1 protein-coding gene (cut by a window edge) is annotated in these 13434 nt (G+C 76.5%); it reads right to left on the bottom strand.

From position 1 onward, the window contains the following. Positions 1–39: 39 nt before the first annotated feature. A protein-coding gene (locus SMD11_RS32315; RefSeq protein WP_087930866.1) for a type I polyketide synthase crosses the window boundary here: on the bottom strand, positions 40–13434 show its final stretch. It continues 15129 nt past the right edge of the window; the window shows 13395 of its 28524 coding nt (coding positions 15130–28524); its start codon lies beyond the right edge, outside the window; its stop codon occupies positions 40–42.

Raw genomic sequence — 13434 nt, 5'->3', positions numbered from 1 at the left:
CGACGACGGTTTCGTTGGATGTGGTCATGGTCCGCTCTTTCAGCGCTCGTTGTGGGAATTGCCGTCGAGGGCCGCCTGGACCAGGTCGGCGACGTCCATCGCGTCGATCGACTCGTCGTAGGCGTCCGCCTCCGTGGCGGCGGTGGTCCCGTCGCCGGACGCGGCGGTCCGCGCTGCGGCGAGCTTCAGCAGGGGTTCGAGCACGCCGATCTCACGGAGCTGGGCCATGGAGACGGAGGCGAGCAGGGCCCTGATGCCCGACTGGTCGAGGTCGCCGTCGGCCGCGCTCTCCTCCGGTCCGTCCGCCGGGACGAGCAGGCCGAGGACGTGACCGGCCAGGTCCGCGGGGTTCGGGTGGTCGAAGACGAGCGTGGCGGTGAGGCTCAGCCCCGTCGCGGCGTTGAGCTGGTTGCGCAGCTCGACCGCGCTGAGGGAGTCGAAGCCGAGGTCCCGGAACGCCCGGTCGGCGCCGACGGCGTCGGCGGTCGGGTGTCCCAGTACGGCGGCGGCCCGGGCGCGCACCAGGTCCAGTACGGCCGCGGAGCGCTTGGCCGGCGGCAGGTCCGCCAGCCGCTCGCGCAGGGCGGTGCCGGGGGCCTCCTCGTCGGTCCGGCCGGCCGGCGCCTGCTCGGTGCCGGCGCCCAGGGCCGCGAGGAGCGGGCTGGGCCGGACGGTGGTGAAGGACCGGACGAACCGCTCGGGTTCGACGTCGACGACGACCTCGGTGGGACGGCCGTCCGTCACGGCCCGGCGCAGCGCCGTGACGGCGAGGTCCGGGTCCAGGGGGCGGATCCCGGTGCGCCGGGCCGCGGCGGCCGCCCGGTCGTCCTCGGCCATTCCGCCGCCGCCCCAGGGGCCCCAGGCGATCGAGGTCGCGGCGAGGCCGTCGGCCCGGCGCCGCTCGGCGAGGGCGTCCAGGAAGGCGTTGGCGGCGGCGTAGTTGGCCTGTCCGAGGTTGCCGACCGCCGAGGACGACGAGGAGAACAGGGCGAACACGGCCAGGTCCAGGTCCCGGGTGAGGTCGTGCAGGGCCAGGGCCGAGGTGGCCTTGGCGCGGAACACGGCCTCGAAGCGGTCCGGGGTGAGGCTGTCGAGCACACCGTCGTCGAGGACGCCCGCGGTGTGGACGACGCCGGTGAGGGGCGCCTCCGCGGGGATGCCGGCGAGGATCGCGGCGAGCGCGTCCCGGTCGGCGGCGTCGCAGGCGGTGAGGGTGACGTCCGCGCCCAGTGCGGCGAGTTCGGACCGCAGCGCCTCCGCGCCGGGGGCGTCGGGGCCCCGGCGGCTGAGGAGCAGCAGGTGCCGTGCTCCGGCCCGGGCGAGTTCGCGTGCCACCCGGGCGCCCAGGACGCCGGTGCCGCCGGTGATCAGGACGGTGCCCGTGGGGTTCCACTCGCCCTGGGCGCCGGTGTTCCGGCCGGCCGGTACGGGGACCAGCCGGCGGCCGAAGGCGGCGGCGGGGCGTACCGCGATCTGGTCCTCGCCGCCGGGGGCCGTGAGGACCGTGGCGAAGCGGTCCGCGGTCCGCCCGTCGAGGGTCTCGGGCAGGTCGATCAGGCCGCCCCAGCGCTGCGGGTACTCCAGGGCGGCGACGCGCCCCAGCCCCCATACGGCGGCCTGGCCGGCGCCGGGCACGGGCTCGGCGGGCGAGGCCGCGACCGCGCCGCGGGTGACGCACCACAGGGGTGCGGTGACGTCCGCGTCCCCGAGTGCCTGGATCAGGGTGGTGGTGAGTGCCAGCGCCTCGGGGGCGTCGGCTCCGCCGGCGGGTGCGGTCGCGAGGGCGAGGAGGGAGACCACGCCGGTGAACGCGCGCCCGTCGGCGGTCTCCTTCCGGAGCCGGCCGGCCAGTTCCTCGCGTCCGGGGGCGTCGGCCTCCAGCGTCGCGGTGTCCGGGCCGAGGGAGGTCAGGACGTCGGCGACCCAGGGGTCGTCGGCGTGTCCCGCCGGGAGCACGGCGAGCCAGGTGCCCGCCGTGGTGCGGGAGGGCGCGAGGTTCAGCGGCTGCCAGGTGATCTGCTGCCGCCAGCCGTCGACGGTGTTGAGGTCGCCGCGCCGGCGGCGCCAGTCCGCGAGTGCGGGGAGCACCTTGGACAGCGCGTCGCCGTCGACGTCGAGGGTCGCTTCGAGCGAGGCGAAGTCCCCGTCGCGCACGGCCGTCCAGAAGCCGTCGTCCTCGGCGGCCGCCGTGGCGGGAGCGCCGGCGGGCCGGGGCTCCGGCCAGAACCGCTGGTGCTGGAAGGGGTAGGTGGGCAGGTCGGTGCGCCGGTTCGCGGTCGCGGTCCCGTCCAGGACGGCGTCCCAGCGCGGGTCCACTCCCCCGACGTGCAGCCGGGCGAGCGCCGTGAGCACGGACTCCTCCTCGCCGCGGTCCTTGCGCAGGGCCGGGACGGTGACCGCCCGGGAGGACAGGGTGTCGAGGGTGTCCTGGGCCATGGCGCACAGGGCGCCGCCGGGGCCGAGCTCCAGGAGGACGGTCGCGCCGCGCTCGGCGAGCGTGCGTACGCCGTCGCCGAACCGGACGGCCTCGCGGACGTGGCGCACCCAGTAGTCCGGGGAGCACATCTGCTCACCGGTCGCCGCCTCACCGGTCAGGTTGGACACGAGCGGGATCGCCGGGGCGTCGTAGGCGACGCTCCGGGTGACCCGGCGGAAGTCCTCGAGAATGGCGTCCATGTGGAGTGAGTGAAATGCATGGCTGACCCGCAAACGCCTAGTCCTGCGTCCGTCGGCCGAGAATTTCTCCGCGATGCCGAGCACGGCGGCCTCGTCGCCGGAGAGGACGACCGAGTCCGGGCCGTTGACCGCGGCGAGCGAGACCCCGTCGGTCAGGTGGGCGAGGACCTCGTCCTCGGTGGCCTGGACGGCGACCATGGCGCCGCCCGTGGGCAGGGAGTTCATCAGCCGCGCCCGGGCGGCGACGAGCCGGCAGGCGTCCGCCAGGGAGAACACCCCGGCGACGTGCGCGGCCGCGATCTCGCCGACGGAGTGGCCGGCGGCGAGGTCGGGGCGGACGCCCCAGGACTCGACCAGCCGGAACAGCGCCACCTCCAGGGCGAACAGGGCGGGCTGGGTGTAGCCCGTCTCGTCCAGCCGCTCCGCGTCGCCGAACATGACGTCCCGCAGGGGGCGGTCCAGTTCGGCGTCCAGGTGCGCGGTCACCGCGTCGAGGGCCTCGGCGAAGACCGGGAAGCGTGCGTAGAGCTCCCGGCCCATGCCGACCCGCTGCGAGCCCTGGCCGGAGAAGAGCACCGCGAGCTTGCCGCGGCGTGCCGCCTCGCCGCCCAGGACGACCTGGGGCGAGGTGTCGCCGTCGGCGAGCGCGGCCAGGCCCTGGAGCAGGGCGTCGCGGCCGTCGGCGAGGACCGCGGCGCGGTGCGCGAAGGCCGGCCGGGTCGTGGCCAGGGGCAGGGCGAGGCCGGCGACGGAGAGCTCGGGCCGGGCCGCCACGTAGGAGTGCAGCTGCCGGGCCCGGGCCCGCAGGGCCTCCGGGGTGGCGGCCGACACGGGCACGGGCAGCGGGCCGTCGTGCTCCGTCGCACCGGGGGCGTCGGTGACGTTCCCGGCGGGGAGCGCGGGCTGCTCGATGATCACGTGGGAGTTGGTGCCGCTGGCGCCGAAGGCCGAGATGCCGGCCCGGCGCGGGCGGCCGGTCTCCGGCCAGGCGGCCTCGTCGGCCAGCAGCTCGATCGCGCCGGCGGTCCAGTCGACGTGCGTGGAGGGCTCGTCGAGGTGCAGGGACCTGGGCAGGACGCCGTGGCGCATCGCCAGGACCATCTTGATGACTCCGGCGACGCCGGCCGCGGCCTGGGTGTGGCCGATGTTGGACTTCAGCGACCCGAGCAGCAGCGGCTGTTCGCGGTCCTGTCCGTACGTGGCCAGCAGGGCCTGCGCCTCGATGGGGTCGCCCAGGGAGGTGCCGGTGCCGTGCGCCTCGACGGCGTCCACGTCGGCCGGGGCGAGGCCGGCGACGGCCAGGGCCCGGCGGATGACGCGGCGCTGCGAGGGGCCGTTGGGGGCGGTGATGCCGTTGCTGGCGCCGTCCTGGTTGATGGCCGAGCCGCGCAGGACCGCGAGGACCTCGTGGCCGTTGGCCACCGCGTCCGAGAGGCGTTCCAGGACGAGGACGCCGACGCCCTCGGACCAGCCGGTGCCGCCCGCGGAGGACGAGAAGGCCCGGCAGCGGCCGTCGGCCGAGAGGGCTCCCAGCTCGCCGAACTCGACGAAGTTCACCGGGGTGGACATCACCGTCACACCGCCGGTGAGGGCGAGGGAGCACTCGCCGTTGCGCAGGGCCTGGGCGGCCAGGTGGAGCGCCACCAGCGAGGACGAGCAGGCCGTGTCGACGCTGACGGACGGGCCTTCCAGGCCGAGGGTGTAGGACACCCGGCCGGAGAGCAGGCTGGCCGACTGCGCGGTCTGCGCGTGGCCGAGTTGGCCCGCCTCGGGCCGGTAGTCGCCGGAACCGCCGCCGATGAACACACCGGTGTCACCGCCGCGCAGGTCCGCCGGGTCGACGCCGGTCCGCTCCAGGGCCTCCCAGGCGGCTTCCAGCAGGATGCGCTGCTGCGGGTCCATCACCATGGCCTCGCGCGGCGAGATCCCGAAGAAGCCGGGGTCGAAGTCCGCCACGTCGTGGAGGAACCCGCCGCCCCGGGCGACGGTGCCGCCGTGGCCGTCGCGGTCGCCGTGCAGGAGCCGGTCGAGGTCCCAGCCCCGGTCGGTCGGGAAGCCGCCGATGGCGTCGCCGCCGCCCATGACGAGGTCCCAGAGGTCCTCGGGCGAGCGGACGCCGCCCGGGTAGCGGCAGCTCATGCCGACGATCACGACGGGATCGTCGGCCGCGCCGGCGCCGCGCACCGCCGTGGCGGTGGTGGCGGGCAGGTCGTCGTCCTCGCCGAGGAGTTCGGCCAGCAGGTGGCCGGCCAGCGACTCGGCCGTCGGGTAGTCGAAGGCGAGGGTGGCGGGCAGGGACAGGCCGGTCGCGGTGGCGAGCTTGTTGCGCAGGTCGACGGCGGTCAGCGAGTCGAAGCCGAGGTCCTTGAAGGCCTGGCCGGAGGGGACGGCGCCGGCGTCCGGGAACCCGAGCACCGCCGCCACCTCGTCGCGGACCACGGACAGGAGTGCCTCGGCGCGCTCCGCGGCCGGGCGGGCCGCGAGGGCGGCCCGGAGTCCGGGCGCGGCCTCCGCCGTGCCGTCCCCGGTGCCGCCGGGGCCCGTCAGGGCCTCGCGGACCTCGGGCAGCTCCCGGAAGAGGGCGCTGGGCCGGGTGCGGGTGAAGGCCGGGACGAACGCGTCCCAGCGCACGTCGGCGACCGTCACGGAGGAGGCGTCGTCACCGAGGGAACGGGCGAGCGCGGTCAGGGCCCGCGGGGTGTCCATCACGGGCAGCCCGTTGGCGCGCAGGTGCGCGGTCATGCTGTCGTCGGTGGTGTCGGCCCAGCCGCCCCACGAGACGGTCAGGGCGCGCACTCCGCGTGCCCGGTACCGCCGGGCCAGGGCGTCCAGGTGGGCGCCGGCGGCCGCGGCCGTGCCACGGCCGTTCGCGCCCCAGGTGCCGGCGATCGAGGAGAAGAGGACGAACGCGTCCAGGGGCCGGTCGCCGGTGGCCGCGTCGGCCTCGGCCGCCAGGCTCTCGACGCTCGTGTGCAGCGCGGCCAGGGCCACCGCCGGGTCGGCGGCGGACGGCTCGTCCTCGGCGGCGTACAGCACCGCGGTCAGCGGGCGGTCCTCCGGGAGGGCGGCGAGCGCGGCCGGCAGTGCCTCGGCGTCGTCCGGTGTCCAGGTGACGGTCGTCAGGCCGGCGCCCAGCGCGTCGAGTCCGGCGCGCAGCTCCGCCGGGTCCGCCGCGGCGGGTCCGGCGAGCAGGACGTGCCCGGCTCCCTGGCCGGCGAGCCAGCGGGCGACGTGGCCGGCGCCGCCGGCCGCCTCGCCGACGACGAGGACGGTGCCGGCCGGCTGCCACGGGGTGACCGTGGCGTCGGCCGTGGCGCGCACGAGCCGGCGCCCGAAGGCACCCGAGGTCCGCAGGGCCACCTGGTCCTCGCCGTCCGTGCCGGACAGCACGGCGCGGAACCGGTCGGCCGAGCGGCGGTCGAGTACGTCCGCGATGTCGACGAGGCCGCCCCAGCGGTCCGGGTGCTCCAGGGCCGTGACCCTGCCGAGCCCCCATACCGCGGCCGGTGCCCCGTTCTCCGTCGCGTCCGAGCGGCCCACCGACACGGCGCCCTTGGTGACGCACCACAGCGGGGCGTCGACGCCGGCGTCGGCCAGGGCCCGTACCGCCTCGCCCGGCAGCGCCAGGCCGACGGGGACACCGTCGGCGGACGGGGTGGCGAGGAGGGAGACGACGCCCGCGAATCCGGCGCCCTCGGGGGCGAGTCCGGCGAGGCGCGCGGTCAGCGCGGCGGGGTCGGTGACGTCGGCCTCGACGGTGACGGCGTCGTCGCCGAGGGCCGCGAGCACGGCGGCGGTCCACTCGTCGGCTGCGGTTCCGGCCGGGACGAGGGCGAGCCACGGCCCGGCGAGGGTGCCGGACGCGGCGCCGGTCAGCGGCTTCCAGGTCACGTGGTAGCGCCAGCCGTCGACGGTCGAGCGCTCGACGCGGGTGCGCCGCCAGGTGGACAGGGCGGGCACGAGCGCCGACAGCGCGTCGTCGTCCAGGCCGAGGTCGGCCGAGAGCGACTCCAGGTCCTCGCGCTCCACCGCGGCCCAGAACTCGGCGTCCACGGGGTCCTGCGCGCCGTCCTGAGCGCGCCCGGCGGCGCGCTCCGGCCAGAACCACTCGCGCTGGAAGGGGTAGGTCGGCAGGTCGACGCGGCGGGCGCCGGTGCCGTCGAAGAGCCCGGACCAGTCCACGTCCACACCGGCGACGTGGAGGTTCGCGAGCGCCGTAAGGAGGGTGGTTTCCTCGGGCCGGTCCTTACGGAGGGCCGGGACGGCCACGGAGGTGTCGTCCAGGGTGTGCTGGGCCATGGCCGTCAGCACCCCGTCGGGGCCCAGCTCCAGGAAGACCGAGGCGCCTTCGGCGGCCAGCGTGCGGACGCCGTCGGCGAAGCGGACCGTCTCCCGGACGTGCCGCACCCAGTAGTCGGCGGAGCACACCAGCTCCTCCGTGACGAGCTCGCCCGTCACGTTCGAGACGACCGGGATCCGCGGGGCCGCGTAGGACAGGCCCTCGGCGACCCGGCGGAAGTCCGCCAGCATCGGCTCCATGAGCGCGGAGTGGAAGGCGTGGCTCACCGACAGCCGCTGGGTCTTGCGGCCTTCGGCGGCGAAGCCCTCGGCGATGCGCAGCACCGCGTCCTCGTCGCCCGCGAGGACGACCGACTCCGGGCCGTTGACCGCGGCGATCGACACGCCGTCGGTCAGCCGCGCGGTGACGTCCTCCTCCGTGGCCTGGACGGCGACCATCGCGCCGCCCGCGGGCAGTGCCTGCATCAGGCGTGCGCGGGCCGCCACCAGCCGGCAGGCGTCCTCCAGGGAGAACACCCCCGCCACGTGTGCCGCGGCGATCTCACCGATCGAGTGACCGGCCACGAGGTCGGGGGTGATCCCCCACGACTCGACGAGGCGGAACAGCGCGACCTCGAACGCGAACAGCGCCGGCTGTGTGAAGCCCGTCTCGTCCAGTCCCTCGGCGGCACCGGACATGACGTCCCGCAGGGGGCGGTCCAGCTCGGTGTCGAAGTGGGCCGCGACCGTGTCGAGGGCCTCGGCGAACACCGGGAAGCGGGCGTAGAGCTCCAGGCCCATCCCGGCGCGCTGCGCGCCCTGGCCCGAGAACAGCGCCGCGAGCTTCCCGGGGACGTCCCGGGTGACTCCGCGCGCGAGTTCGGACACCCGCTCCCCGTCGGCGAGGAGCACCGCGCGGTGGGCGAACGCCGCCCTGCCGGTGGCGAGGGAGTAGCCCACGTCGGCCGGGGACGGGCCGCTCAGCGCGGTGATCCGCCCGATCTGCGCCGCGAGCGCGGCCTCGGACCTGGCCGACACGGGCCAGGGCACCGGCCCCGCCGTGACGACGGGCCGGGCGGGCTCGTCCTCGGAGGGCTCGGCCTCCGGGGCCTGCTCGATGATGACGTGGGCGTTGGTGCCGCTGACGCCGAAGGCGGAGACACCGGCCCGCCGGGCGTGCCCGGTCTCGGGCCACGCCCGCTCCTCGGTGAGGAGCGAGACCGCGCCGCCCGACCAGTCGACGTGCGAGGACGGGGCGTCGACGTGCAGGGTCTTCGGCAGGGTGCCGTGGCGCATCGCCAGGAGCACCTTGATGATGCCGGCGACGCCGGCGGCGGCCTGGGTGTGGCCCAGGTTCGACTTGACCGCGCCGAGGAGCAGCGGGCTCGGCCGGTCCTGTCCGTAGGCGGCGATGAGGGCGTGTGCCTCGATCGGGTCGCCGAGGGTGGTGCCGGTGCCGTGCGCCTCGACCACGTCGACGTCGGCGGGTGCCAGGTCGGCGTCGCCGAGGGCCTGGCGGATGACGCGCTGCTGGGCCCGCCCGTTGGGGGCGGTGAGGCCGTTCGAGGCGCCGTCCTGGTTGACGGCGGTGCCGCGGACGATGCCCCGGACGTCATGGCCGTTGCGGCGGGCGTCGGAGAGGCGTTCGAGGACGAGGACGCCCACGCCCTCGGACCAGCTGGTGCCGTCGGCCGAGTCGGAGAAGGCCTTGCACCGTCCGTCGGGGGCGAGTCCGCCCTGGACGGTGAACTCGGCGAAGGAGTCGGGGCTGGACATCACCGAGACGCCGCCGACGAGCGCGAGGGTGCTCTCGCCGCTGCGCAGCGAGGCGGCGGCCATGTGCAGGGCGACCAGCGAGGAGGAGCAGGCCGTGTCGACGGTGACGGCCGGGCCTTCGAGGCCGAAGGCGTAGGAGATCCGGCCGGACATGACGCTGGCGGTGTTGCCGGTGGCGACATGGCCCCGGACGTCGGCGGTGCCCTGGCGCAGGAGGGTGGTGTAGTCCTGGCCGTTGGTGCCGACGAACACACCGGTGCGGCTGCCGCGCAGGGTGCTCGCGTCGATCCCGGCGGTCTCGAAGACCTCCCAGGTGGTCTCCAGGAGCAGGCGCTGCTGGGGGTCCATGGCGAGGGCCTCGCGGGGCGAGATGCCGAAGAAGGAGGCGTCGAAGAGGCCGACGCCGTCGAGGAAGCCGCCTTCGAGGGTCGCGGAGGTGCCGGCGGCGAGGTCGTCGAGGTCCCAGCCGCGGTCGGCGGGGAATCCGGAGATGGCGTCCTCGCCCTGGCTGAGGAGCCGCCAGAGGTCCTCGGGCGACCGGACGCCGCCGGGGAAGCGGCAGTTCATGCCGACGATGGCGATGGGGTCGTCGTCGGCCGCGCGGCCGCCCGTGGCGGGGCCGGCCGGGCCGGCCTCGGGGAGGGCGCCGAGGAGCTCGGTGAGCAGGAACTCGGCGAGGACCTGCGGGGTCGGGTAGTCGTAGACGAGGGTCGCGGGCAGCTTCAGGCCGGTCGTGGCCGTCAGGGCGTTGCGCAGTTCGACGATGGTCAGCGAGTCGAAGCCGAGGTCGCTGAAGGCCTGGTCGGCGCCGATGGCGCCGGTGCCGGAGTGGCCGAGGACCGCGGCGACCTGGCCGCGCAGGAGGTCCAGGACGAACCGGGGGCGCGCCGCCGGGGAGAGCCCGGCGAGCCGCTGGCGCAGCGCCGGCTCCCGGGGGGCGGCCTCCGGCGTCCCGGCGGGTGCCGTGGCGCCGGTGCGCAGTGCGGGGAGGTCGCCGACGAAGGGGTTGGGGCGGAGCGCGGTGAACGCGTCCGCGTAGCGGTCCCAGTCGACGTCCGCGAGGGTCAGGGCGGTGTCGCCATGCTCGATCGCGTGGCGCAGCGCCGTGAGGGCGAGCTCGGGCGCCATGGGGGTGAAGCCGCCCCGGCGGACGCGGTTCTCGATGCCGGGTCCGTCCGCGGCCATGCCGGCCTCGGCCCAGGGGCCCCAGCCGAGGGAGGTCGCGGGCAGGCCCTGGGCGCGGCGGTGCTCGGCGAAGGCGTCGAGGAAGGCGTTGGCCGCGGCGTAGTTGCCCTGGCCGGGCGCCCCGAGGGTGCCGGCGACGGAGGAGAAGAGGACGAAGGCGGTCAGGCCGTGGTCCCGGGTCGCCTCGTGCAGGTTGACGGTGGCCGTGAGCTTGGCGCGCAGGACGGTGGTGAACTTCTCGGGGGTGAGGGCGTCCAGGGTGCCGTCGTCGACGGTGCCGGCGGTGTGGAGGACCGCCGTGAGCGGGTGCTCCTCGGGGATCCCGGCGAGCACGGCGTCGAGCGCGTCGCGGTCGGCGGTGTCGCAGGCGGCCAGGGTGACGCGGGTGCCGAGCGCGGCCAGTTCGGCGCTCAGCTCCGCAGCGCCGGGCGCGTCGGCGCCGCGGCGGCTGACGAGCAGCAGGTGCCGGGCGCCGCGGGCGGCGAGCCAGCGGGCGACGTGGCCGCCCAGGGCGCCGGTGCCGCCGGTGACGAGCACGGTGCCGGTGGGCCGGAACTCGCCGGGCGCGGGGGCGTCCCCGACGGGGTGGTGCGCCAGCCGGCGGGCGTACGTCGCGGTGGCGCGTACGGCGAGCTGGTCCTCGCCGCCGCCGGCCGCGAGGACGGCGGTCAGGCGGCGCAGGGTGGTGTCGGGGAGCTCGTCGGGGAGGTCGACGAGGCCGCCCCAGCGCTCGGGGTGTTCCAGGGCGGCGACGCGGCCGAGGCCCCAGACGGCGGCCTGGGCGGGGCGGGCGAGCCGCTCGGAGCGGCCGACCGCCACGGCGGTGCGCGTGACGCACCACAGGGGTGCCTCGACGCCGGCGTCGCCCAGTGCCTGTACGGCGGCCGTGGTCAGGAGCAGGCCGGCGGGCACGTCGGCGGCGTCGCGGCCGTCCTCGTCGTCCGCGGCCAGCAGGGACAGTACGCCCGTGAACTCCGCGCCCTCGGCGGTGAGTTCACGCAGGCGGTCGGCCAGCGCCTCGCGGCGCGGGTCGGTGACGTCGAGGCGGACGGTGCCGGTGCCGAGGGCGCCGGCCACCGCGTCGAGCCATGCCGGGTCGGTGGCGCCGGCCGGTGCGAGGACCAGCCAGGTGCCGGCCGGGCGCGCCGTGCCGGGGGCCGTGGCGCCGGTCAGGGGCTTCCAGGTGGCGCGGTAGCGCCAGCCGTCGACGGTGGAGCTCTCCCGGCGCTTGCGGCGCCAGGACGACAGGGCGGGCACGACGGCGGTGAGGGTGGCGTCGTCCAGCTCCAGGGCGGAGCTCAGGGACGGGATGTCCGCGCGCTCGACCGCCGACCAGAACTCGGTGTCCGCCTCGTCGGCGGCGCCGGTGGGCGCCGCGGTGGGGGCGGCCGGCTCGAGCCAGTAGCGCTCGCGCTGGAAGGGGTAGGTCGGCAGGTCGACGCGGCGGGCGCCGGTGCCGGTGAACACGGCGTCCCAGTCGACCCGTACGCCGCGGACGTGGAGCCGGGCGAGGGCCGTGGTGAGCGCCGGGGCCTCGGGCCGGTCGCGGCGCAGCGCCGGGACCGCGACGACGGAGGTGTCCTCGCCGGCGGTGCCGCGGACCGCGCCGCTGAGGACGCCGTCCGGGCCGAGCTCCAGGAAGGTGGTCACGCCGCGCCCGGTGAGCTCGCGCACGGCGTCGGCGAAGCGGACGGTGCCGCGGACCTGGCCGGTCCAGTACTCCGGCGAGCGGAGTTCGTCCGCGGTGACGAGCGCGCCGGTGACGGTGGACACGAACGGCAGCGTGGGCTCGCCGTAGGTGACGCCGGCGGCGACGCGGGCGAAGTCCTCCAGCATCGCGTCCATGTGGGGCGAGTGGAAGGCGTGGCTGACGCGGAGCCGCTTGGTGCGGCGGCCGTCCTCGGCGAAGCGGGCCGCGAGGGCGAGGACCGCGTCCTCGTCACCGGCGAGGACCAGGGACGTGGGGGTGTTGAGGGCCGCGACGGAGACCCGCCCGTCGTACTCGGCGAGCAGGGGCAGCACCTCGTCCTCGGCGGCCTCGACGGAGGCCATGGCGCCGCCCGTGGGCAGGGCGGCCATCAGCCGGCCGCGTGCCGCGACGAGGGTGCAGGCGTCGTCCAGGGAGAGGACTCCGGCCGCGTGCGCGGCGGCGAACTCGCCGATGGAGTGGCCGGCGACGTACTCGGGGCGCAGGCCCCAGGACTCGGCGAGGCGGAACAGCGCCACTTCGAGGGCGAAGAGGGCCGGCTGGGTGTAGCCGGTGTCGTCGAGGAGCGCGGCCTCGGGAGTGTCCGGCGCGGCGAAGAGGATCTCCCGCAGCGGGCGGTCGAGCGCCAGGTCGAAGCGGGCCAGGACGGCGTCCAGGGCCTCGGCGAAGACGGGGTGGCGGTCGTAGAGGTCGCGTCCCATGCCGGGGCGCTGGCTGCCCTGGCCGGTGAAGAGGAAGGCGAGGCGGCCGTGGCCGCGGGGGCCGGTGAGCAGCCCGCCGTCGGGGGTGCCGTCGCGCAGGGCGGTCAGGGCGCCGACGAGCGCGTCGTGGTCGTCGGTGACGACGGCCGCGCGGTGCTCCAGGGCGGCCCGGGAGGTGGCGAGGGAGAAGGCGAGGTCGGTGAGGGGCAGTCCGGGGTGGTCGGTGAGGTGGGTCAGGAGGCGGCCGGCCTGGGCGCGCAGGCCCGCCTCCGTGCGCCCGGAGAGCGTCAGGGGGACGGTCGTGGGCCCGGCGGGGACGGCCGGCTCGGTGGTGGTGTCCTCCGCGGGCGCCTCCTCCGGGGCCTGTTCGAGGACGGCGTGGGCGTTGGTGCCGCTGAGGCCGAAGGAGGAGACGGCCGCGCGGCGGGGGTGCCCGGTCTCGGGCCACTCCTCCGCCTCGGTCAGCAGCCGGATGGTGCCGGCGTTCCAGTCGACGTGCGTGGAGGGCTGGTCGACGTGCAGGGTCCGCGGGGCGACCTCGTGGCGCAGGGCCATGACCATCTTGATGACGCTGGCGACGCCGGACGCCATCTGCGTGTGGCCGATGTTGGACTTCACGGAGCCGAGCAGCAGCGGGAGTTCGGGGTCGCGGCCCTGGCCGTAGGTGGCGAGGAGGGCCTGGGCCTCGATGGGGTCGCCGAGGGCGGTGCCGGTGCCGTGGCCGTCGATGACGTCGACCTCGGTGGGGTCCACGCCGGCGTTGGCGAGGGCCTGGCGGATGACGCGCTGCTGGGACGGGCCGTTGGGCGCGGTCAGGCCGTTGGAGGCGCCGTCCTGGTTGACGGCGGAGCCCCGGATGACGGCGAGGACCTCGTGCCCGTTGCGCCGGGCGTCGGAGAGCCGTTCGACGAGGACGAGACCGACGCCCTCGGCCAGGCTCATGCCGTCGGCCTGGTCGGAGTAGGCCTTGCAGCGCCCGTCGGCGGCCATCGCGCGCTGCCGGCTGAAGCCGACGAAGGCGCCCGGGGTGGACATGACGTTGACGCCGCCGGCGAGGGCCAGGGAGCTCTCGCCGTTGCGCAGCGACTGGCAGGCCAGGTGCAGGGCGAC

The organism is Streptomyces albireticuli, from assembly GCF_002192455.1.
Classification (GTDB): Bacteria; Actinomycetota; Actinomycetes; order Streptomycetales; family Streptomycetaceae; genus Streptomyces; species Streptomyces albireticuli_B.
The sequence above is the reverse complement of the archived record's forward strand: the minus strand, read 5'-3'. Positions and strand labels throughout refer to the sequence as shown.